This is a genomic window from Saprospiraceae bacterium (assembly GCA_026129545.1).
GTDB lineage: Bacteria > Bacteroidota > Bacteroidia > Chitinophagales > Saprospiraceae > M3007.
In genome coordinates this window covers 727,072-751,752 of sequence record JAHCHX010000001.1, presented here as the reverse complement: position 1 = coordinate 751,752, position 24,681 = coordinate 727,072, and the positions used below count along the sequence as shown (strand labels likewise).

General features: G+C 50.3%; 15 protein-coding genes and 1 CRISPR repeat array (1 of these 16 only partly in view). Of the genes, 10 read left to right on the top strand and 5 right to left on the bottom strand.

Annotated elements, in window-relative coordinates; translation table 11 throughout:
• Positions 1-8: 8 nt before the first annotated feature.
• The 5 genes from KIS77_02630 to KIS77_02610 form a co-directional block, all read right to left on the bottom strand.
• Positions 9-281, bottom strand: a complete 273-nt coding sequence (locus KIS77_02630; GenBank protein ID MCW5921211.1) for a hypothetical protein — start codon at positions 279-281, stop codon at positions 9-11.
• A complete protein-coding gene (locus KIS77_02625) occupies positions 278-2,035 on the bottom strand; it encodes a tail fiber domain-containing protein (protein ID MCW5921210.1) in 1,758 nt (585 codons plus the stop codon). Before KIS77_02625 ends, KIS77_02630 begins: the two co-directional genes overlap by 4 nt.
• Positions 2,036-2,256: 221 nt before the next feature.
• Positions 2,257-2,646 carry a hypothetical protein gene (locus KIS77_02620; protein MCW5921209.1) on the bottom strand — a complete coding sequence of 130 codons (390 nt, stop codon included), beginning with the start codon at positions 2,644-2,646 and terminating at the stop codon, positions 2,257-2,259.
• 133 nt (positions 2,647-2,779) lie between these two features.
• On the bottom strand, positions 2,780-4,303 hold the full coding sequence (locus KIS77_02615; GenBank protein MCW5921208.1) for a tail fiber domain-containing protein: 1,524 nt from the start codon (positions 4,301-4,303) through the stop codon (positions 2,780-2,782).
• Between the two features lie 60 nt (positions 4,304-4,363).
• Entirely contained in the window at positions 4,364-4,846 is a 483-nt protein-coding gene (locus tag KIS77_02610) for a T9SS type A sorting domain-containing protein (GenBank protein ID MCW5921207.1), read from the bottom strand.
• 377 nt (positions 4,847-5,223) lie between these two features.
• Between KIS77_02610 and KIS77_02605 the strand changes: the two genes are divergently transcribed.
• The 10 genes from KIS77_02605 to cas2 all read left to right on the top strand — a co-directional run bounded on the left by KIS77_02605 (position 5,224) and on the right by cas2 (position 15,959).
• Positions 5,224-6,144, top strand: coding sequence for a WYL domain-containing protein (locus tag KIS77_02605; GenBank protein MCW5921206.1), 921 nt, complete (start codon positions 5,224-5,226; stop codon positions 6,142-6,144).
• A 102-nt stretch (positions 6,145-6,246) separates the two neighbouring features.
• Complete coding sequence (gene cas6 / locus KIS77_02600) at positions 6,247-7,029, top strand: CRISPR-associated endoribonuclease Cas6 (protein ID MCW5921205.1); 783 nt, start codon at positions 6,247-6,249, stop codon at positions 7,027-7,029.
• A gap of 125 nt (positions 7,030-7,154) precedes the next feature.
• A complete protein-coding gene (locus KIS77_02595; GenBank protein MCW5921204.1) occupies positions 7,155-7,367 on the top strand; it encodes a hypothetical protein in 213 nt (70 codons plus the stop codon).
• Between the two features lie 140 nt (positions 7,368-7,507).
• Positions 7,508-9,406 carry a hypothetical protein gene (locus tag KIS77_02590; GenBank protein ID MCW5921203.1) on the top strand — a complete coding sequence of 633 codons (1,899 nt, stop codon included), beginning with the start codon at positions 7,508-7,510 and terminating at the stop codon, positions 9,404-9,406.
• A gap of 50 nt (positions 9,407-9,456) precedes the next feature.
• Entirely contained in the window at positions 9,457-10,404 is a 948-nt protein-coding gene (locus KIS77_02585) for a type I CRISPR-associated protein Cas7 (protein MCW5921202.1), read from the top strand.
• A 3-nt stretch (positions 10,405-10,407) separates the two neighbouring features.
• On the top strand, positions 10,408-11,271 hold the full coding sequence (cas5b, locus tag KIS77_02580; GenBank protein MCW5921201.1) for a type I-B CRISPR-associated protein Cas5: 864 nt from the start codon (positions 10,408-10,410) through the stop codon (positions 11,269-11,271).
• Between the two features lie 3 nt (positions 11,272-11,274).
• Positions 11,275-14,097: a CRISPR-associated helicase Cas3' gene (gene cas3 / locus KIS77_02575; protein ID MCW5921200.1), complete on the top strand. Its 2,823-nt coding sequence runs from the start codon at positions 11,275-11,277 to the stop codon at positions 14,095-14,097.
• A 2-nt stretch (positions 14,098-14,099) separates the two neighbouring features.
• Positions 14,100-14,615 carry a CRISPR-associated protein Cas4 gene (gene cas4, locus KIS77_02570; protein ID MCW5921199.1) on the top strand — a complete coding sequence of 172 codons (516 nt, stop codon included), beginning with the start codon at positions 14,100-14,102 and terminating at the stop codon, positions 14,613-14,615.
• Positions 14,616-14,648: 33 nt separating this feature from the next.
• Positions 14,649-15,656, top strand: a complete 1,008-nt coding sequence (gene cas1b / locus KIS77_02565) for a type I-B CRISPR-associated endonuclease Cas1 (GenBank protein ID MCW5921198.1) — start codon at positions 14,649-14,651, stop codon at positions 15,654-15,656.
• Positions 15,657-15,695: 39 nt separating this feature from the next.
• Positions 15,696-15,959 (top strand): CRISPR-associated endonuclease Cas2, encoded by a 264-nt coding sequence (gene cas2, locus KIS77_02560; GenBank protein MCW5921197.1) that lies wholly within the window; start codon positions 15,696-15,698, stop codon positions 15,957-15,959.
• A 124-nt stretch (positions 15,960-16,083) separates the two neighbouring features.
• A CRISPR array of direct repeats spans positions 16,084-24,681; the repeat unit is 29 nt; unit sequence CTCTTAATCGCACCAGATTGGAATTGAAA (it continues 1,112 nt past the right edge of the window).

Genomic DNA, 24,681 nt, shown 5'->3' with positions numbered 1-24,681 from the left:
TAGCGTGTTCAGATGTTGTCCCCGAATTTGCAGGCAAGCACATGGCCTGTCTGCTCGTCGAAATACTCCGATTTCCAGTAGTGCGGGTCGTCCACGTTTCTGAATGTCAGTTTCAGATGCCTGTAATCGCCCACAAAAGGTTTTTCCAAAAAGACGATGATGGTGCGCGTTTCGGGCCAGCCTTTCGCCGTTTCGACGATGCGGTTGCCTCGTTCCGCTTCTTCCCGAACGATGCGGGCGAGCTTTTCGGAAAACTGCTCAAGGTGCTCGGAGTGAATCATTTGCCTTGATTTGATGCGGCTTCCAACGCCCGCAAGCGGGCCTCCAAAGCCTCGATTTGCTGTGCCTGTTTTTCGATGAGGCGCTGCTGCTCCTGAATGGCCGCCACCGCGACGGGGATGATTTCGGAATAGGCCACGCCGAGCCGCTCGGTGGGGCGCCATTCGCCCGTGCCTTTTTCCTCGTCGGTGACGACCCACTCGCGGTCGTGTACCACTTCGGGCAGGGCAGCCTGCAGTTCCTGGGCGATGAAACCGATGTGGCGCTGTTCGCCCTCGCGGCTATCGTTCCAGTGATAAGAGACCGGGCGGAGTTTCATCAAATCGTTGAGGCCGTAAGCGAGGGGTTGGATGTCGCGTTTGAGGCGGGCATCGGAGGTTTGGATGACGCCGTTGGTGGCGTAAATATTTTTCCAGCGGGCATTGGACGCGCCTACATTTCGAGCATTGTCGCTATACGGAATCAAGTTGGCGGCCATGACGTAGATATTCCCAAGCGCAGCGTACATGGCAGCGCCCTCTGTTCCCAGAAACAGGTAATCGGAAACACGGGTGTCTTTCGCCCAAACATCCCACCGGAGGTTATCTCTGCCCAAATCATTGCCATTTGAACCCGGATAAAAAGTACTTCCGCTGAAAAGAAGAGAAGCGCCCGGGGTAGTCGGCAACAGCGAAACACTGCCGAGCAGCAGACCAGCAGCAGAGACATCGCCCGTCGAGCGGATGTCGCCGGCTACTTGAAGCCTGCTGTTGCCTGTGAAATTGGTGGTGCCCACCCCTACTTTGCCGTTGCTTTCAAAAACAACAGAATTGCCGATGGCCCCGTTGCTTGTAAACTTTGGCAAATAATCAGCAGCCCCATTTCCACCTATTCCGCCGGGCAGCGTCACTGCATTGCCTTGCGAAATACTGAGTTGATTGCCGTTCAGGCTAAGGGTCTGCAGCTCGTTGGTCGGCGACAAATCGCCCGTGTTGACGATGGTGCTGCCGTTGACGCTGATGCCCTGTCCGGCGGAATAAGTCGGACCGGGAGGTCCTTGAGGGCCAGCGTCACCTTTATCACCCTTGTCGCCTTTCGGCCCTTGGGCGCCGGGCAAACCCTGCGGCCCTGCGGGGCCTTGCGCGCCAGCATCGCCTTTATCACCCTTATTGCCTTTCGGCCCTTGGGCGCCCTGCGGCCCTGCGGGGCCTTGCGCGCCAGTGTCGCCTTTGTCGCCCTTATCGCCTTTCGGCCCTTGGGCGCCGGGCAAACCCTGCGGCCCTGCGGGGCCTTGCGCGCCAGCGTCGCCTTTGTCGCCCTTGTCGCCTTTCGGCCCTTGGGGGCCGGGCAGGCTGCTGCCCGATTCGGCGGCGTAGAGTGCGTAGGGGACGGAGAGCATCTGGGTGGCGCCAAAATTCTCGTCGGTCTCGAACGAGCCGCTGCCGTTCAGGTCTGCCGACACGGCGAGGAAGTGCGGGTATTTTCCCCAATCTATCTCTTCAAAGTCGTGTGGCTGCCCGACTACGGCATCGCCCCTGCCTACTGCCGCGCTCAGGGCGCCTTGCGGGTTGACAGTGAGCGTTTGCACCTCGGCGTAGCGCACGGGGCCGTCGGCGGTGTTTTCGCGGATTTGAAAAAGCACTTTCAGGGTGCTGCCTGCGGGGAATGTGGCGCCGTCGGCTTTGCGCGGCACGGCTTGGTAGTGAAAGCCTTGCGGCGTTTGGGCAAACGTTGTCCCCACCCACAGCAGCGCGGCCACGAACAAGATATTTTTCATGGAAAATCGTCTTTTTAAAGTTCAAAGTAACTACTTGACAGTGTGTGTTTATCGCCACAGATTCCACAGATTTGCCCTGATTTATCGTTCCTCCGTGAAAATTTGTGTGAATCTGTGGCAGCCTAAGCAGTTACAATTCAAAATGAATGAGGCTTGGGTATCCAGACCTTCCAAGTTTTCAAAACTTGGAAGGTCTATCGCATTCAGTCGGCATCGCGCGGTTACTGCTTCACCAATTCAATCTCGCCGCCGTTGGCCTTGCTGGGGGAATAGCCCCACCGACCAATGATGGTGTTGTCAAAATCGGTGTAAAGCCCGCCGATGCGGTGAACCTGTCCGTCGGAAACATGGGTGTAGATGCACTCGAATTCGATGCCGTTGAGCGTCCAGGTGCCGTTGGCAATGACTTTATTCTGCTCGTCTAATCGTTGCATATTTCCGTTGCTTTCCATTTTGAATTTGAGAAAGTACGAGGGGGCTTGATTGCCGCTGCCCCATTTGCCTTGCCAAGTGCCTTGCATGGCGGCATTGCCGGAGTCGTTGTCTTTTTTGCACGCTGAAAAGAGCGCGGCGGCGAGGCAGATGAGCAGGAAAAATTGAAGGGTCTTCATAGCTAAAAAAAGTTGATGGTTAAGAGTGTTGAGAGGTTTGAGAGGTTTGAGGGGTTTGAGAGGTTCGAGTTGTTTGAGAGAGCCGCCGCGCGGACTTTTCCGCACGGCGGCCATTTTCATTTGACAGTGACATTTATTTTTCAAAAACCAATTTCGAGTCGGCGGTCTTTGGGGTCGAATCAAACTTTTGCAAGGCGGCTTCGAGGGCGCTCAGGCGAGCATGGATGTCGGCCTTGTCGGCTTTGAGGGCTTCGTTTTCGGCTTTCAAGGCCTCTATTTGTGCCTGCTGCTCCTGAATGGCCGCCACCGCGACGGGGATGATTTCGGAATAGGCCACACCAAGCCGCTCGGTGGGGCGCCATTCGCCCGTGCCTTTTTCCTCATCGGTGACTGCCCACTCGCGGTCGAGCACGACTTCGGGCAGGGTGGCCTGCAATTCCTGGGCGATGAAGCCGATGTGGCGGTGTTCGCCCTCGCGGCTTTCGTTCCAGTGATAAGAGACCGGGCGGAGTTTCATCAAATCGTTGAGGCCGTAAGCGAGGGGCTGGATGTCGCGCTTGAGGCGGGCATCGGAGGTTTGGATGGCGCCGTTGGTGGCCCAAACCTGCGTCCAGCGGCTACCCGAGCTGCCCAGCGAGCGGGTGTTGTCAATGCTCGGAAGCAGGCCTGCGTTGAAAGTGATGGTTTGACCGGAGCCGTTGCTGATGGTTTTGCCTTGCCCGAAATTGATGTTGCCATTCGAGCCGATGGTCACGGCACCACTCACATCGAGGTCGCTGCCAAAAAGTTTCCAACGAAAATCGCTCGTGCCTAAGGCGAGGTTACCCGTTCCGGGGCGAAAAGGCTGGTTGGTGGCCAAATCAGGACCAGTTTTGTAGATTAGGCCAACGTTGCCGCTGCCGGAAATGTCAGTCAGGCGCAGCCGACCGTCCACGCCGAGGTCGCCTCCTACTTTCAATTTGTTGGCGCCTATGTCGCTGGCGCCAATGCCGATGCTGCCGTTTTGCTCCGAAATGACCGAGTTGCCGAGGGTGACGCCGTTGGTGCTGAATTTCGGGATGTAGCCCACCGTGCCGCTGCCGCCGATGTTGCCCGCCCCGGCAGGCCCCTGTGGGCCTTGCAGACCTTGCGGCCCCTGTGGCCCGGCAGGTCCTTGCGGACCAGCAGGACCGGCGGGGCCTTGCTGCCCTTGTGGTCCCGGAGGGCCTTGCGGGCCGGGTATGCTGCTGGCCGACTTTTGGGCGTAGAGGGCGTAAGGCACCGACATGAGTTGGGTGGCGCCGAAGTTTTCGTTGGCCTCGAAGGTGTTGTTGCCGTTCGCGTCCATCCAGACAGCGAGGAAGTAGGTGGCAGCGCCCCAGTCCACGAGTTGCAGGTTGTTCGGGTTGCCTTGCACGGGGTTGCCCGCACCGACTACGGCGCTGATGGCGCCTTGTTGATTGACGGTCAGGGTTTGTTCCTCGGCATAGCGCACGGTGCCGTTGGCGCTGTTCTCGCGGATGAAGAAGCGGACTTTGAGGTTTTGGCCTGCATTGAAGGTGCTGCCATCGGCTTTGCGCGGCACGGCCTGATAGTTGAAGCCTTGCGGGGCGCCCGTTTGGGCAAAGAGCGTGAGGGCGCTGAACAAGGCCAGCGCAATGGAAAGAATGTGTTTCATAGCTGTGTTACTCGAAAAATTTTTAGGAAAAGAAAGAGATGTTTTTGTTTGAAAAAATGGTCAACGGATGTGCTGCACTTTGGCGACACCGGCCATGCGCCCTTGTTCGTCGAAGGCGCGAAGCAGGTAGAGGCCTGCGGGCAAGTTGCCGAGGTTGAACTCGGCCACGCCGTTCACGGCCACGAGACCGCTCACGGGCCGACCGCTCAGGTCGAAGAGTTGCGCCTGCAAGGGTGCGTCGCACTCCACGCGCAGATAGTCGGCAGCGGGGTTGGGATACACGGTGAGGGCAATGGCTGGCGCGGCATCGGGGCCATCGGTGGAGACCGTCGGCGCCACCCACACTTGCTGGAAGCCTTCGCCCCAGTAGATGTTGAGGGCTGTGCGGGGCGAGACGGCCATTTCGCCGGCAGTCCAGTGGAGGGAGCCTGCGGTGGTCTGTACGAAGCCGCCGCCCGCGCCGATGACTTGCCGCTCCATCGTCTGGGCGGATAGCGCCGCCGAGATGAAGAGGGCGAACAGTGGAATCAGAATGTGTTTCATGTGTTGGACAAGTTTAAATGTTTGCAGGAATGTTTATTCCGTTTGGTGCTGCAAAGTTGCGGGGGCAAGGGCGCGGCCTGCCGGAAAACCTTGCGAGCGGCGGCTGCGAATTGAGGAACGGTCGAAGGTGGGCCGGAACGACCGTTGGTTGGGTGAGAGGCGCCGTTGGTTGGGCGAGGGCGTTTTTTTTGGGAAAAAGGAGTTGCTATACCTCGCTCCGCCAAGTTTTGGGCATAGCTGCAATCGCAATCTGCTCAAAATCAGGGGTATCAATCATGTTCATCTGACAAATCCTAACGAATCAAGGTATATATTTGGTGGTTTTTAGGGCGGGTTGTTATCATTGCACCAGAAACACGAATTTAACAATCTTGCCAATGCCAAAAGATAGAGAATATGGCACCAAAATACGCCTGCTGCGCATCCTGCGCGCGATTATCGAGCAGCCGAAACGCTACACCAAGCAGGAACTCGCCACGAATTACGCAGTACACCCAGACACTATCACTGGCGATTTTGAAGCCTTCGTGAACGCCGGGTTCGAGATGGATTACGATGAAAAATATCGCTATTTTTTCATCAAAGACAAGCCTTTGAAAAAAGCGGGCGAGTTGCTCTATTTTTCAGAAGAAGAACGGGCTTTGCTCTACGAAGCCATTGACAACCTGCGCACTACGCCCGAAAGACAATCGGCGCTAAAGCAAAAATTGCACTCGCTTTACGACTACAGCCGACTTGGTTTTGCCAACCTGCGCAAGCCGCACCTTACCAAGATTGACTTGCTCGAGCAGGCAAAAGCCGAAAAACGGATGGTCGTGCTGGAAGAGTATCGCTCCTCTCACAGTGGTCAGATTAGTGACCGCCTCGTGGAGCCTTTTCACATCGCCGCTGGCGACGATATGCTCCATGCCTTTGAGATAAGTAAAAATGCAGTTCAGCATTTTCGGATTACGCGCTTTGTGCGCGTAAAACTCACCGACCAGCCCTGGCAACACGAGGGTCATCACAATATCATGAAGACAGACCCCTTCAGAATTGTCACCAACCAGCAGACGAATGTTCATTTGCGCCTCAGTGTGGGAGCTTACAACGAACTCATCGAGCGGTACCCTCTGACACGCAATTACATAGAACCGACGGTCAATCCTAAATTCTTCGACTTTCAAGCCGACGTCAACCGCAATTTCTACGGCCTCTCCAACTTCATTCTTGGCTTTTACCATCTCGATATTGAGGTGGTCGCACCCGATTCCTTGCGCGAACATCTCCAACGGGAAGTGGAGAAAATGAGGTTTTAGAAAAAATTTGGTTCGAGGGGGGTATGGAAGCCAGTTCCCTCTCACCTGCTCAATCTTTGCCCTGTCAATTCAATCAATCACATAACCAATCCGACCAAAAAAATGCAATTCAACATCACGCTTCGCTGCCTCGACGAGCACCCCGTGCTGCCCGTCAATTACCAGTACGAACTGTCGGCTTGGATATACAAGGTGTTGCAAAACGCCGATGCCGAATACTCTGCTTTTCTGCATCAGCGCGGCTATACAACTGGGCGCAAGTCGTTCAAACTGTTCAGTTTTTCGCAGCTGCGCGTGCCCAAGTTCCGCATGGAAGGCGACCGGCTGCACATACAAGCACGCGAAGTGTCCTTCGTCATCGGTTTTTACCTCGACCGTGCGGCGGAAGAGTTTGTGCGCGGGCTATTTCAGGAACAACAATTCCGCCTCGGCGACCGCCTTAGTCAAGTGCGCTTCGTGGTGCAGACGGTGGAAATGCGCCCGCTGCAACTGCCCAACGGCCCGGAGCCGGTGCGCATCCGCACACTGTCTCCCCTCGTCATCGCCCGCAAACGCCCCGACAACCAGCCCGACGAATATCTGCACCCCGACGACGCGGACTTCGGCAGGTTGCTGTTGCTCAACCTGCTGGACAAATACGCCGCCGCTACCGGCCACGAGCCGCCCAGGTTCTGGGATGCCGCGCAGTTTGGGTTTCGCCCGGTCGGGCCGCCGCCAAAGTCGAAACTCGTCACCATCAAAAGCGGCACTCCGGCGGAGACGCGGGTGAAGGGCTGGATGTTCGATTTTGAGTTGGAGGTGCCGCGGGAGTTGGTGGAAGTGGGGTTGTTGGCGGGATTTGGAAAAGAAAATGCACAAGGCTTCGGCTGCGGGGCTATTCCGTAAAAAAGTGAAAAAGTAGAGGGGGTGGGGAAATAGGTTCGGAGGATGGTGGAGGAGATTTGTGGCGGGGAATAAAAACGGCTGCCCTTACAGGCAGCCGTTGAAAATCCAAAAGTGGTACGATTGAAATGGAGATTTTAAAAAAACCAACCTCCTGTTTGTTTCAATTCCAAAACGGTGCGATTGCGAATAAAACAATTGATTTTCAGTTGTTTAAAATAAATGGGTTTGAAAAACCACCCCACGAAGGTCTAAATATTTTTGGGTTTGCAAAAATTTATTTTTACCTACCTATTGTTTTGATTTTTTTGGCCTTTACCTTTGCGTCACTTGATGCATAGGGGTCGTCGCATAATCTATGAGCATCGCCTCAAGAGAATCCTTTGGCTTCCAAACCCAGAGGATGGGCTTGTGAGTAGTTGAAGCAGGTCCAATCTGCTTTGACGTATTGATCCCTACTGCATCATCAAACGAAATCGCTATGCTAAAAGAACTTGTCCAATTCACCCAAACGGTCGTTGATGACCCGGTATTCCGCAACCTCAACCTCACACCGAAAGAGGGGCTACACATCGTCCTTCGGGTGGAAAGCACTCCTGAGCAAATCAGCATTGCCGACGAGTTGGCCTTTGCAGGTGTATTCAGTAAAAAAACTACGGTAGAAGATTGGTTTAAAAAATGCGCCGCTTGGTCGCAGGTCGCCTGGATGGTGGACACCAATAAATGCTTCGATACGCCTGTCAAAGCCATTCATTCGGCATCGCCATTTTGTTTTGCCTTGAAACGCACTAATCTGGAAGGTGGCGACCAATACCTGACCAATCAGGCAGAAAAAAAGTCGCAGGTGTACGACCGGATTGACGGCTATTTTGCCAAAGCCGTCGCGTTGCTCGAAAACGACGAAGAAAAACGCATCGCTGAAGCCTTCCGAGTCGCACTAAGCGACCGCGACCGTCTGCACCGTTGGCTGGCAAAAGTGGAGGCATATCCGTCAGTAAAAGATGGCGAGTACGTCATTTTTTATCTTGACCTGCCCCTCGAAACGTATGCAGCAGCCAACCGCAAGTACCTGAAAGAGAAACTATTCAATACTTCAGAGTATAATCTGGCAGACTCTAAAAGTCCCGATTTGTTGCACGGCACGAGCAACTGGTTCAACGGCTTCCCGTTGAAAAAACCTTTTCTCCTGCATCAATCGGCCACATTCGACATCGCAGGGCGCATCTCTTCCGAAGAGGCGCAAACGCTCTATGACTTCTCGGATTTGAGCCGCCGGAAATTGTTTCCCAATCCTTTGCCATTGTTCATCATGGCCGACGAGCGAGAGCAGGCATTCAAAATTTTTAAGGATGATGCTGTTTCAGGGGGCGAACAACGCAAAGCATATCTCGAAATCATCAGGGAACTTTGGAGAGATATGAGAAAAGCCAAGCCCGACCATGAGCTCGGTAACTACTACCTCCTGTTTATGGTTGGTGGTGAAATTCGAGATTTTGATTTTGTCAGTCGTTTCGAGTTTGAATTAAAAGACAAGAAAGGTCAGTCGTGGGAAATCCTAAATCTTTTCAAAATCAAGGAAAAGGAATCAAAATCGGAGGTTCGATACCCACCCCTCTCGAATGTTTCGGATTTACAAACCCATGTTTTTTGGAAGGTGCTGGCCAACAAGTATCGAAAATGGGATGGATACTTTAACGACATTGAAGGAAAAAATTTTGAAAATCTGCACAATACGTTGCTTGCTTTTAGAAAGTATCGAAAGCCGATTTATGACTTCATCTACAAGTCTATGCGGCAAAGCATCAACGGACAAATTTTCAAAGAAATCATGCTCGCCGGAATTTCAGATGATTTGAAACAGGGAAGAATGTTCTCCCTCATGGATAAACTGAACATCTGGTTTAGTCTCAACCACCATTTCGACCCTTCCAATATTAACTTTAAAAAGTTTTTTATGCCAACTAAATTTGAAGAACTCTTAGCGAAAACGCAGTCAATCGCAGACTCAAAAGAACAAATCCTTGTTGATGACGAAGTTGAGTTTTCCTTCGTCGCTGGACAAATGATTGACTACCTGCTTGGGCAAACAGAGGCGCAAACCCCTACGCACATGATGCTCGAACCCTTTGTTCAAAAAGGAACGCCTAAGTTACTTGTACAGGAAATCGAAAAGTCCTTCCAGCGATACTGGCATAAGTTGTCCAGGCAAGGAAGAGGAAGATTTGAAAAATTGATGTGCGCTTTACAGGCGTACAATCTGCAAGCCGAATCCACGAAAAAACAGATTGACATGAAAGACATGAAGTCTTTTGTATTAGCGGGATACTTTGCCCCTTCAGTATTTTACGAGAAAAAGCAGAAAAACGATAATGAACTTTAAAACTGTAACAACCAACTAATTTTCACCTCTAAACTCAAATTTACAAAATCATGGCCACTGCATTCCAAAACCGCGTCTTCGGATGCGTCATCGTCAAATCCATCAACTCCAACTACAATGCCGACTTCACCCACCAGCCCCGCACCCTGCCCGATGGCACGGTGTACGCCACCGACAAGGTGCTGAAATACAGTGTGCGAAATTGGCTACATAAAGTACATTCTGCCAAAGAAGTATTTTACTATAAATCGCTAAGTAAGGAGGAAATGCAACCTCGTTCATTGGGCGAAACCTATATCGAATTGTTTGGTGATTTTCCCAAAAACGAGGGCAAAGATAAGGATGTGAAGAACCGGAAAGAGGTATTGAAAAACCTGCTCACCTGTACAGATGTGCGCCTGTTCGGTGGCACATTCGCGGAAAAAGGGGTCAGTCTTTCTATTCATGGCACGGCCCAAATCACGCATGGAGTCAATCGTTTTCCTGAAAGTGCTATTTATTCAGAGCAAATTTCGTCGCCATTCCGTAATCCCGGAGATGAGAAAAAGGACTCTATGCAAACCACCCTCGGCACTCAGTTCAAACTGCGCGAAGGCCACTACGTCCACCACTTCTCCGTCAACCCGCAAAATCTTGCAGACCTCGCTGCGCTCTCCGGCGGCGAAGCCCTCAACGATGAGGACATCGCCAAACTAAAAGCAGGCCTCTCTCGCGGCGTGACGCTCTACGACTCCTCGGCCAAATCCGGCACCGAAAACGAACTGCTGCTTTGGGTGCAATTGAAACCCGGCTCTAAATTGGTGCTGCCTTCTTTTGTGGAACTTATCAGCATTGGCGATGACGACAAACGCACCATTGACCTTTCGGCTGTAAGCGAAATTCTCGCGCGTCCGCACGTCAAGGATGCCGTCGAGAAAATCGAAATCTGGTATGACTCCACCGCTTCGACTGTCAAGGGCGTGCCGGCCGGGGCTATTCATCACGAAATCCACCAGTAAGCCATGCGACAGACCTTGATTTCCTTCGACTTGAAGGGCGATTTCGGCGTGTTCAAAAAGCCGGATGTGAACGAGGGCTTGCAACTGACCTTCAACCTGTTGCACAAACCTGCCTTGCTCGGCATACTTGGCGCCATTGCAGGTTTGGAGGGCTATCAGCGACAGGGTGTTTTCCCGGAGTACTATTCCAAGTTCAGGGACTTGCGCGTGGGCATCGAGCCGCTTGAAGGCTGGCATGACAAGGGCAATTTTGTCAAAACCGTCGTCAAATACACCAACACGGTGGGCTATGCCAATGCTGATGGCAACCTCATCGTCACGGAGCAAACACTTCGCCGTCCGGCTTACCGAGTGTATCTCCTCCTCGACCTTGATGTGGAAGAACAAGCCCGCCTGCACGAACGCATCCGGGCCGGTGAGGCTGAATATCTGCCGTATTTCGGGAAAAACGAGTGTGCCGCTTGGTGGGAAACCGATTCGGTGCGAGAATATGAATTTGAACCTTTCGCGGCGACAGGCGATTTTCGGGTGAGTTCGGTTTTTGTGCGAAAAGGCTCTGTGAAAGAAGGGAAAGCCCAGTTGGATTTTGACATTGATTTGGGCAAAATGGTCAATGCAGCCAGTTACATCAATTTCGAGCGGCTTCCAACAAAGTTTTTCGTTGGCGACCCCGAAGAGGCTGAAACGCCGGATTTGTTTTCATCCGTCAACATAGAACCTCGAAAAGTCAAGCCGATGAAATTTGTCCAATATGACCTTGCCGAGTTCGCCTTTACGGATTGCACGTTTCGGGAAAACGCCAAAATGCCACCTCTTTGGCAAGTCAAATTGCCCGACGGAACTGCCAAAATCATCCACCTTTTTTGAGTCATGAAACCTTTGTCCATCATGCTCGGCGAAGCCATGCGGGTCGAAAACGGTTTGTTGGTCAACGCCGAAAAATACCTCGCGCACATCCCGAAACCTGGCGACCCCGCTGACAAGAAGGCAGAAACACTGGGCGAGCATTTGGACTTGGTGCTTGGTCATGCTCGGAAAATTTGCGAGTTGCATGGTTTGGATGCCGTTGTGGAGCGATTGACGCGCCAACTTGTCGAATCTTTGAAGTTTGACGATCCATCTGCCGCAGTCGAATGGGCATTGACCTTCTTTGTCAACACGATCGCTTTTCATGATTTCGGCAAAGTCAACGAGCATTTTCAAACAAAGCGAATGCAAAATGAAGATGCGCTGTTTCAAGGCAATTTCCCGGAGATATTCCAACCTTGCTCTGGGCATTCGGATTTAGGCGGCTATATTTTTTCAGTTTATCATTTGGAAAAAATCCGCTTGGAAGTGCCTTCGACAGACGACCAGAAAAAACTATCGGTGTTGGCTTTGCTTTTTTGCAACACGATTTTGTTGCACCATAGCCCCAAATTGAAACAGCCGCAACAGCGCGTGACGAACAGCCAGTTTTTGAGGTTTCGCGCTCAATTGGGCGGTTACTTGCAGATGTACATAGGGTTTCCAGCCGTTGAAGTTTCAGAAAAGTATTTTCAAAACATTGAAGGCGTGCTAAAGATGTTCGCTCAAAAGCCGACCGACTTCGCCCTCTTCGCCCTCCTCCGCCTCAATTTTTCCCTGCTCACGGCCTCGGACTACATGGCTACCTGGCACTATGGCCATGAAATGGAGATGGAGACGGAGCAGCACTGGGGGGTGTTCAGCGAGGCCAAGCGGGCCGCACTCATCCGCGCTGCTCGAACTGCAAAAAAGTACAATGCCCTCGCTTACAAGTTTTTTGAATCGAGCAATTCGCTCCAACATCCGACCGAGCCAAACGGTGACAACCTGAACCTGTTGCGCACAGAAATGACCGTAGAAGTGCTGCGGCAATTGGAAGACCACCGCGACCAGCGACTTTTTTACCTCGAAGCCCCGACGGGCGGCGGAAAGACCAACCTCTCGATGTTGGCAGTAGCCGAACTGATGCGAGCCAACCCTGAATTGAACAAGGTATTTTATGTCTTTCCCTTCACGACGCTCATTACGCAAACGCACAAAAGCATCAAAGACACCTTGCTGCTCAGCGACGACGACATCGCGTTGCTGCACAGCCGGGCGGGTTTTCAAACTTTATCAGAAGTGAAAGAAACGGCAACAGGGGAAGAAGATGAGGGCGAGGAGGCCAAAGAAGATGGCACTTACGGCGACAAAAAGCGGGATTTTTTGCAAAACTTATTCGTGCTCTACCCTTTCACGCTGCTGACGCACATCCGCTTTTTCGACATTCTGAAATCCGACCGCAAAGACGACATTTATCTGATGCACCGGCTGGCAAACTCGGTAGTAGTCCTTGACGAATTGCAATCGTACCCGCCTAAACAATGGGACAAAATGCTTTTTTTGCTCAACGAATATGGGCAATACTTCAACATCCGCTTCATCCTGATGTCGGCCACCCTGCCACGATTGGACAAAATCGAAGCCGTGCGTCGTGCGGCCAAAAGACCTCTGCCACCGGTGACAGATTTGCTGCCTGACCCGAAGCGATACTTCCTGAACCCGAATTTCCAGGGGCGGGTGACTTTCCGCTTCGATTTGCTAGGAGCATCTGGCAAAGTGCCAATCACCTTGCCCGAACTGGCGGCTACTGTCTTGGAAAAATCGCGCGCCCGCGCTGCGCTGCCCGAATGCGAGGGGCGCGTGTTCACGATGGTGGAGTTTATTTTCAAAAAATCGGCTACTGAGTTCAGAGGCGAGTTTGAGCAGTTGGACAAGTTTTTTGACGAAATCTTCGTGCTCTCCGGGACAATCTTGGAAAGTCGCCGCCGTGAGATCATTGCTTTTTTGAAAAAACACCAGCGAACGGAGAACCTAAAAGTGCTACTCATCACCACACAGGTCGTGGAGGCGGGCGTGGATATTGACATGGATTTGGGCTTCAAAAACATTTCGTTGATTGACTCTGACGAACAACTTGCCGGGCGGGTGAACCGCAACGTGAACAAAAAAGGCTGCGAGGTTTGGTTGTTTAAAGTGAATGAGCCCGGCATTCTGTACAAAGAAGATTTGCGGCTCGATGCAATGCGCGAAATGACATTGGCCGAGCGTCAGGCAGTTTTAGAAGAGAAGGATTTTGGGAAATTGTATGACCGCGTTTTTGTTGAAATTGAGAAACGAAACCAGAGTCAACTGAAAGAGAATTTTCAAGACGATTATTTGCCATTGCTCCAAAAATTGGATTTCCCGGCAGCACACGAGAAATTCAAACTCATTGACCAGCCGACGCTTTCGGTGTTTGTGCCACTGGCTTTGCCTTTAACGATTGAAAATGAGAAAGGCGAACAAGAAGGTTTTTTCAGCGAAAATGAACTCCAATTTTTGGAAAAATCAAAGATTTGGAGTCGTGACGATGTCGAAATTGATGGCACAGCCGTTTGGCAGTTTTATCGGAAACTTTGTGGCAATAAAGAAAAGCCTGCAGACTTTGTCGCCAGCAAAATCGAGCAGAAAACTTTGCAGGGCATCTTGTCAAAGTTCACGTTTTCGACATTCGATAGCCCCAAAAACCGGCTGGGATTGCGATGTTTTTGCGATGAAATGGACTGCTTTGAAAATTACTTCGTACTCACACGGTACGAAGATTTATACAAACTGGAATCCGGTCTGGACGAGTCAAAACTTGAAAATGCAGACAACTTTTTCTGACTATGCAAAACATCACCGCCACGCTCATCAACCTCTATCACGTTTGCCATCGGGAGCTCTGGCTCCACGCCCACGAAATCCGCATGGAGCACACCAGCGACATGGTGGCAGAGGGCAAACTCATCGGCGACACGGCCTACGACCGCCGAGCCGACAAGTACACCCAGGTCGAACTCGACGGTATCAAAATAGACTTCTTCGACCCCAAAAACAAAGTGGTGCACGAAACCAAGCGGGGCCGCGCCATCGAAGCGGCGCATCGGGCACAGGTGCAGTACTACCTCTACAGACTCCGGCAGCACGGCGTGACCGACGCATCGGGCCTGATCGAGTACCCGGACTTGCGCAAGACCGAGGCGGTGCCGCCGCTCACCGAGGCCGATGTACGGGAAATTGAGCACTGGGAGGCCGAGGTGCGGCGCATCGTGGGGCAGGCGGAATGCCCGCCGGCCATTCGGATCAAAATATGCAACAGTTGTTCGTACTATGACTTATGTTTTGTCGGAGAGGAGGCATAGGGCCTGCGCACCAGACAAAAAAACACCACTACGATGAAGGACACCTATTATTTGTTCAACCCCGGCCGCCTCGAACGCCAGGACAACACGTTGCGCTTTGTGCCCAAGGACGAGCAAGGCCGCGAACTGCCGCCCAAGTTCATCCCGGTGGAAGGACTGGAAACGCTTTTTGTGTTTGGCAGTCTGGACGCCAACAGTGCGCTGTACACGTTTTTGGGCAAGAAGCGCGTGAGCGTGCATTTTTTCGACTACTACGAGCACTACTCGGGGTCGTTTCAGCCCAAGGAGTATTTGTTGGCGGGCAAGATGCAGGTGGAGCAGACGCGGGCCTATCTCGACCCGGCGCGGCGGCTGCATTTGGCGCGCGGATTTGTGGAGGGCGCGTCGGCCAATATGCTACGGAACTTGAAGTACTACTCCGGGCGGGGGCGCGACCTTGCGGCGCAGATGGCGGCCATCGAGCAGTACCGGGAGGGGCTTGCGGACGTGCGCGACGTGCCCGCGCTGATGGGGCTGGAGGGCAACGTGCGGCAGACGTACTACTCGGCGTTCGACCACATCCTGAACGAGTTTGAGCTGGGCGGTCGCATGAAGCAGCCGCCGGGCAACGAGGTGAACGCGCTCATTTCGTTCGGCAACATGGTGTGCTACTCGCAGGCGCTGGATGCGATCTACCACACGCAGTTGAACCCCACGATCAGTTTTTTGCACGAGCCGGGGGCACGGCGCTACTCGTTGGCGCTCGACCTGGCGGAGGTGTTCAAGCCTATTTTGGTGGATCGCACGATTTTCACGGTGGTGAACAAGCGCGAGCTGCAGGCCAAGCATTTCGACAACACGACAAACGGCTGCTTGCTCAACAACGCGGGCAAGCAAATTTTCCTCAAGGCGCTCGAAGAGCGGCTCAAGGAGACCATACAGCACCGGACGCTAAACAAAAAGGTGTCTTACAAATACCTCATTAGGCTGGAGTGCTACAAACTGACCAAGTACATCCTCGGCATGGAACCCGCCTACAAGCCTTTCAAAATCTGGTGGTAGTCCCGCTCACGTTCACTTTCCTTTACCCGTTCACCTGCTATGTATGTTATTCTCGTGTACGATGTAGGCGAAAAACGCGTCGGCAAGATGCTCAAGTTGTGCAGGCGCTACCTGCATTGGATTCAGAACTCGGTATTCGAGGGCGAGATCACGGAGGTTCAGCTGCGAGAGCTGCGGCATCACGCCCGGAAGTTGATGGACTTGCAAGAGGACAGTTTGATTGTCTTTGCCAGTCGGGAGGAGCGGTGGTTGGAGAAGGAGATAATCGGGCGGGAGAGGAATAAACTGGACAATTTCTTGTGAAAAGTCGTCGGTCGCCCGGTATTTTTGCGCTATCGGGGTTCGACGACTTTTATGTTGGCAAAAAGCATAAACCTGCTTAATTAAAGGTCTGTTATTCAGGCTATTAAACATTTTAGTCAAACGGCTCTTAATCGCACCAGATTGGAATTGAAAGACAAAAGCAAAACGCCGCCCCCGGTAATGTCCAGAGGCTCTTAATCGCACCAGATTGGAATTGAAAGTGGTTGGCTAGAAAAACTAAAAACACTTTTCACCACCTCTTAATCGCACCAGATTGGAATTGAAAGAGAGCAACTTGAGTTCGTTGCATACCTGAATGTAGCTCTTAATCGCACCAGATTGGAATTGAAAGAAGATTGCACCGTCCCTGATTACACCGCCCCAGATCTCTTAATCGCACCAGATTGGAATTGAAAGACAATCTTGTCCTGTTTGTGCGCGTTCGTCACGTTCCTCTTAATCGCACCAGATTGGAATTGAAAGACCGGGATATCATTCTGCTCCACGAGCGGAATCTGACTCTTAATCGCACCAGATTGGAATTGAAAGAAGGTACTCCTATCAACCTGCGAGGCACGCAAAAGACTCTTAATCGCACCAGATTGGAATTGAAAGTTGTGAAAAATTTTAGTTTTAGTTTGAATCCGCGCTCTTAATCGCACCAGATTGGAATTGAAAGTTCATCCTCCACGCCGGCTGTCGGCAGACAGTCGTCCCTCTTAATCGCACCAGATTGGAATTGAAAGGCGAAGCCGAGCCATGCTCGGAACCTCCACACTTCTCTTAATCGCACCAGATTGGAATTGAAAGACGAGAAACACGCACACGAGGTGCATCCTCCGCTGCTCTTAATCGCACCAGATTGGAATTGAAAGACTACCAGCAAGTAATAGAGGCGCCCGACGGGCTCTCTTAATCGCACCAGATTGGAATTGAAAGATGAATGTCGTCCTTATATTGTTGGCCTTTTTGACTCTTAATCGCACCAGATTGGAATTGAAAGTGGCGTTATCGCCGTGTGTGCGTCACTCCGACACGCTCTTAATCGCACCAGATTGGAATTGAAAGAGGGCATCAAGCAACGAGTGTTTCTAACCACGCTTCTCTTAATCGCACCAGATTGGAATTGAAAGTAAATGACGACTGGGACGACAGCGACCCGCGCATCTCTTAATCGCACCAGATTGGAATTGAAAGATCTTCATTTCGCCGAATACTTCTGCCGCAGATTTATCTCTTAATCGCACCAGATTGGAATTGAAAGGCAACGCTGCCGGAGTATTGCTTTTCAGCCTCGTGGCCTCTTAATCGCACCAGATTGGAATTGAAAGGTCGTGCCCGGTACGACGCTGCCCGCTTTTTCCCCTCTCTTAATCGCACCAGATTGGAATTGAAAGTTTTCATCCAGCCTGCTCTACGACGGTATCGAGGCAGCTCTTAATCGCACCAGATTGGAATTGAAAGTCAAGCGAGCCTACAATACCACCAAGCCCCTCACACCTCTTAATCGCACCAGATTGGAATTGAAAGGGCCAAATTTGTTTGGCCTCCAAAGATGTGAAGTTCCTCTTAATCGCACCAGATTGGAATTGAAAGTTGGTCGGAAGGCGTTCCTCTCGCCGCAAAACTTGCCTCTTAATCGCACCAGATTGGAATTGAAAGATCCAGTAACTGGATATTTTGATGAGTTGACGATACTCTTAATCGCACCAGATTGGAATTGAAAGTGCTAAAAAACAGAGCGGACGGATTCCGCCAGAATTCTCTTAATCGCACCAGATTGGAATTGAAAGAAAATAACGACTGGCGTGGTGCCGATTTCGCAGGGCTCTTAATCGCACCAGATTGGAATTGAAAGATTCTTGCAGGCGATGCTGGTTTTCGAGGCGCTTTCTCTTAATCGCACCAGATTGGAATTGAAAGATCATTTATCCTTATAAGCGTGGCGGTTGCTGTTGCTCTTAATCGCACCAGATTGGAATTGAAAGTTTCGAGCAGGTCGAAGTCGCAGGGAAAAATCATCTCTTAATCGCACCAGATTGGAATTGAAAGACCTCTGTATAGGAATACTGCCACCGGCGGGTCGGCTCTTAATCGCACCAGATTGGAATTGAAAGTTCGCATGAGTGCCAACGTGAGCGGCAACATGATTACTCTTAATCGCACCAGATTGGAATTGAAAGATGCTCCCTCTCCATGTGCCTGTGAAAATCGGCATGCTCTTAATCGCACCAGATTGGAATTGAAAGGGGCATTTACGACCGAGAGCACACTTGCCCGAACCTCTTAATCGCACCAGATTGGAATTGAAAGTGTCTCAAAAAGGAATATCTTCCTCGTTTGGTGTTTTCTCTTAATCGCACCAGATTGGAATTGAAAGATTATGGAAGGCGCGGATAGCCTCCGCCAAGCCTCCCTCTTAATCGCACCAGATTGGAATTGAAAGTTGTTTGCGACGGTTTATGATGAACCGAATATCTTCTCTTAATCGCACCAGATTGGAATTGAAAGAGGTAGGGCAATTCAGCCTCTAACCTTTTGAGGGTATCCTCTTAATCGCACCAGATTGGAATTGAAAGTCGAGGTCGGCGGCTTTGAGCGCGTCGAATTGCTCGGCTCTTAATCGCACCAGATTGGAATTGAAAGTGTCTCCATCGAAGACGCGCCCGGCGGCGTCATCCGCTCTTAATCGCACCAGATTGGAATTGAAAGAAAGATTTGAGAGAAGCGCAACGCCGGGCGGCATATTCTCTTAATCGCACCAGATTGGAATTGAAAGGCAATTCCGCCCGCGCCTCGGAGCGGATGGTGAGCCTCTTAATCGCACCAGATTGGAATTGAAAGGCGATGGTGGTGAGCCATGTCTCGTTGTCCTTAATGACTCTTAATCGCACCAGATTGGAATTGAAAGAGGTGCACGTTGCCGCAATATGCAGCAGCGCAGGCACTCTTAATCGCACCAGATTGGAATTGAAAGTTGTCACTTTCCCGCCCAAAGAAACAAACCGCCCGCACTCTTAATCGCACCAGATTGGAATTGAAAGAAGTCGCAGACGTGCCGTCGCTTGCCGTTGCCGTCACGCTCTTAATCGCACCAGATTGGAATTGAAAGAAACACATCCAGCGGACGCTGGTCAACAGCGTATGCTCTTAATCGCACCAGATTGGAATTGAAAGATGAAGACAGAAACGGCTACATATGGGACGCTGGCGACTCTTAATCGCACCAGATTGGAATTGAAAGTTGTTTCGAGATATTAATCTGAGCGGCGCAGACCGTACTCTTAATCGCACCAGATTGGAATTGAAAGGCGCGACGGGTAGCGGCGGCACGGTGACGAGCGTGGCTCTTAATCGCACCAGATTGGAATTGAAAGTTTCTCCAAAAATTCTTTTAACCTTTTTTCAAGTTCTCTTAATCGCACCAGATTGGAATTGAAAGTCATGATGAACGGGACGTAAGCGCCGACGTTTGGCAACTCTTAATCGCACCAGATTGGAATTGAAAGTTTTGAATCGAGTTATGCTCCTCTGTCCTATTGAACTCTTAATCGCACCAGATTGGAATTGAAAGGCCACGCCGACCTGCAAGGCGCTAACCTTGTCGACGCACTCTTAATCGCACCAGATTGGAATTGAAAGACGCGACAGACGAAAAGCAAAACGAGGAAAATGCCAACTCTTAATCGCACCAGATTGGAATTGAAAGTGTGTTGAATCGTCTTGTCCATTTCCTCCGCGAGCTGACTCTTAATCGCACCAGATTGGAATTGAAAGAAAAAATCTCGTGGGAAAACAACGGTAAAATTAATTTCTCTTAATCGCACCAGATTGGAATTGAAACTGACATTTAATGTTAATGTTAATGTTAATGACGCTCTCTTAATCGCACCAGATTGGAATTGAAACAAACCCTGTCGGTAATATGGCCGGGCATGGTATCTCTCTTAATCGCACCAGATTGGAATTGAAACTCATAAGAAATGCGGGCTCCAGATGCCTCGTGAAGCAACTCTTAATCGCACCAGATTGGAATTGAAACCCGGAACCTTCTTCGGAAGGACTGGGGGGCTGCGCTCTTAATCGCACCAGATTGGAATTGAAACCTCTTACGAAGAGTCATGTAACCGTTTTTGGTGATGCTCTTAATCGCACCAGATTGGAATTGAAACTATCGAAGGAATGGAATAACGAGGAAGTTTGCGAGACTCTTAATCGCACCAGATTGGAATTGAAACTAAATCTTCAAATAGGCGGCAAAGGGAAAAATGTTCCTCTTAATCGCACCAGATTGGAATTGAAACTGGGCTTGGCCAACCACGACGTGAAAGCCTACGAGGCTCTTAATCGCACCAGATTGGAATTGAAACGCGATACGAAAGCCGGGATGATGGCGTCAGTTAGACTCTTAATCGCACCAGATTGGAATTGAAACCGAACTTCGGCCTCGGCAGCAGGTAGCGCCTACGCCCTCTTAATCGCACCAGATTGGAATTGAAACACGAGAAACACGCACACGAGGTGCATCCTCCGCTGCTCTTAATCGCACCAGATTGGAATTGAAACATGGTCTGCAGGATGTAGAACAGGGCGACGCAGACGGCTCTTAATCGCACCAGATTGGAATTGAAACAGGGCATCAAGCAACGAGTGTTTCTCACCACGCTCTCTTAATCGCACCAGATTGGAATTGAAACGGCGATAACGCAGAAGATGCCGATGGCGCAGTTCCACTCTTAATCGCACCAGATTGGAATTGAAACTGCCATATGGAGGGTCGTTAAATCCTAAATCCGCCTCTCTTAATCGCACCAGATTGGAATTGAAACTCAAATGTGCGAGAAGAAAAAAGGCGTGCGTGCTTACTCTTAATCGCACCAGATTGGAATTGAAACACAGCATCCCCTTTCTGAGCGAAAGGCAAGCACGACTCTTAATCGCACCAGATTGGAATTGAAACACTTGCAACCGGAGGCTTTTCTCAGCCTCTTAAAGACTCTTAATCGCACCAGATTGGAATTGAAACACGCGGAGAGGGAACAACGGGAGTTCAGACGACAACTCTTAATCGCACCAGATTGGAATTGAAACCGCATCTCACCAGAAACACGCGAATTCGCAAATTTCTCTTAATCGCACCAGATTGGAATTGAAACGTTCTAGGGCGACATTCGATGAACTCATCCGTCAGGCTCTTAATCGCACCAGATTGGAATTGAAACATGAAGCATTCGTAATTCGTCGCGGATAAACCGACCTCTTAATCGCACCAGATTGGAATTGAAACAGTCCCACTTATACGGGTCGTCGCCGTCGCGGTAAATGCTCTTAATCGCACCAGATTGGAATTGAAACAAAGGCGAAAATAAGGACATACTGTCCTGCTGACAACTCTCTTAATCGCACCAGATTGGAATTGAAACTGTTCCACCCAACTGGCGGCGGTTTTTTGTTTTAAAACTCTTAATCGCACCAGATTGGAATTGAAACACAATTACAAGACGGAAATCGAGCCGGACGGCAAAACTCTTAATCGCACCAGATTGGAATTGAAACTCGAAAACGACAAAATCGTTTTCAACGACGCGGACGGCTCTTAATCGCACCAGATTGGAATTGAAACATCGCAAGCGTTTGCCCACCTCCGCCTCCGACAACCCTCTTAATCGCACCAGATTGGAATTGAAACCACGACCAACAACAAGGTCGGTTTGATTAATTCGCTCTTAATCGCACCAGATTGGAATTGAAACGGCGCAGAATTTCACGACTGGCACATGGAATAAAACTCTTAATCGCACCAGATTGGAATTGAAACGCGGGTAAATTTCCGGTATCGGGTTGGCGATAATCTCTCTTAATCGCACCAGATTGGAATTGAAACAATGCCCGGCTCCACCAACCAAAGCGACCACCCGTCTCTTAATCGCACCAGATTGGAATTGAAACGTTGCGAAATAACTGTCGCCTGTCGAAACGGTGTCCCCTCTTAATCGCACCAGATTGGAATTGAAACCCGGCCAAAAGCCGCCCGCTCGCAAGAAGGCGTAAACTCTTAATCGCACCAGATTGGAATTGAAACATTATATGACGCTTTCTGCCAATTTTTTTGCAGTGGCTCTTAATCGCACCAGATTGGAATTGAAACTGCAAAAAACGTAGCGGGCGAAACATCCGCCAAAACCCTCTTAATCGCACCAGATTGGAATTGAAACATTACCGCAATTTGGACTGGCGCGGGCTTCTGACCGCTCTTAATCGCACCAGATTGGAATTGAAACCCGCTTTTTCAGCCTCGACTTTTGCGACTTTTTCGCTCTTAATCGCACCAGATTGGAATTGAAACATCTTCGCTGCCACCACGTCGGCCAAGTCTTTGAGCCTCTTAATCGCACCAGATTGGAATTGAAACATTTGCAAAAAAAGGTTTGTTTCAAATCTTGCCCCTCTCTTAATCGCACCAGATTGGAATTGAAACTTTTCAACGTCTCGATACTGGCGTTTCTCCGTCTCTCTTAATCGCACCAGATTGGAATTGAAACTATGGAAGGAATTGCGTAACGTGGAAGTTTTCGAGACTCTTAATCGCACCAGATTGGAATTGAAACACGTAACAAAATGTGCAGACGTAGAACGTTTTTCTTCTCTTAATCGCACCAGATTGGAATTGAAACATGTAGTTACGCTGAAAGGTCATGTGGGCCATCGGCTCTTAATCGCACCAGATTGGAATTGAAACGCGGGGGTGAGGCTGATGGCCTGAAACTCTACGCCGCCTCTTAATCGCACCAGATTGGAATTGAAACGATGCAAAGAAAATCTCCTTCTGCCTTACCTCCTGCTCTTAATCGCACCAGATTGGAATTGAAACTCGAGTGTGGCATCGGTGAAGCCGCGTGAGCGCCAGCTCTTAATCGCACCAGATTGGAATTGAAACACGCGGGTGACGCTTGGGCATCGTGGCACTTGGGCTCTTAATCGCACCAGATTGGAATTGAAACAAAAGTACAGCTTAAAGTACAGCTTAAAGTACAGCTCTCTTAATCGCACCAGATTGGAATTGAAACATGTAGAGGGCAGCAAGCCATGAGGCTCGTGCCTTTTCTCTTAATCGCACCAGATTGGAATTGAAACAATTGAAAAATCCGAAAGCATACGCGGTCATCGTACTCTTAATCGCACCAGATTGGAATTGAAACCGTCGTCGACATAGGTTGGCACTGCGCCCAAAAGCGCCTCTTAATCGCACCAGATTGGAATTGAAACTCGCGTTGCACAGACAAGCGCAACTGATTCGACACGCTCTTAATCGCACCAGATTGGAATTGAAACTTTCTTCTCGTTGAAGTTTCCAATCCTGTCGCAACTGCTCTTAATCGCACCAGATTGGAATTGAAACGAAGCGTAGTGCACCATGACGACTTTGAAGAACACCCTCTTAATCGCACCAGATTGGAATTGAAACCCGTCCGACGTTGTTTGTGTTTAGAAGGCGGCATTACTCTTAATCGCACCAGATTGGAATTGAAACGAATGTGTAGCGACGCGCCCCGCTTTGCAGTTTTCTCTCTTAATCGCACCAGATTGGAATTGAAACTTGAATCTTTTGCTAAACCCTTCTGATAGTGCAGCCTCTTAATCGCACCAGATTGGAATTGAAACAGACGCGATTTAGGAAGGCGAGCACTTGTGTAGCCTCTTAATCGCACCAGATTGGAATTGAAACTCGTTTTGCGCTGAATGATACGGACACAACCGAGACTCTTAATCGCACCAGATTGGAATTGAAACATTGTGCGACCGACAATCTCTGGCCTGCAATTCCGCTCTTAATCGCACCAGATTGGAATTGAAACCAAACGACCGCAGCCCCGCAACCCCGCGAAACGTCGCTCTTAATCGCACCAGATTGGAATTGAAACATGAATTTCGCGTAGTTTTTTTTATTTTTATTTGTCTCTTAATCGCACCAGATTGGAATTGAAACGCTGTAAAGGTCGCATGCCAAGAAAGAGAGATTGAAACTCTTAATCGCACCAGATTGGAATTGAAACTTTGGTTTCTTTAGCGCCCGGCAGCAATGTCGGGCGCTCTTAATCGCACCAGATTGGAATTGAAACTGGAAACGATGGCACATGAGGGTCGTCGAGGTTGGCTCTTAATCGCACCAGATTGGAATTGAAACTGTAAAATCTACTGGCAACTTGCATTCGTTGACTTCTCTTAATCGCACCAGATTGGAATTGAAACACGTTGAACCACATCTCGCTGCCGCTTACGCGGATGCCTCTTAATCGCACCAGATTGGAATTGAAACTCGCTCGCCCACGTCTGGTAGAATTTCTTCCCGACCTCTTAATCGCACCAGATTGGAATTGAAACGAAACTGGCCGCTTTCGTGGCGCACAATCGTTGTGACTCTTAATCGCACCAGATTGGAATTGAAACCGCAGACGCTTCACGTGCAAGGTACTGCGCGTGTCTCTTAATCGCACCAGATTGGAATTGAAACGAGAATTGTTAAAATCAACAGAATGCGAAGCAGGAGCCTCTTAATCGCACCAGATTGGAATTGAAACCATTTGGTTTATGGCGGTTCAGGTAATGCTGGCAATGCTCTTAATCGCACCAGATTGGAATTGAAACCTTACGCGGAATGGCTTTCTTACTCTTTGTAAGCGTCTCTTAATCGCACCAGATTGGAATTGAAACATTAGGGACA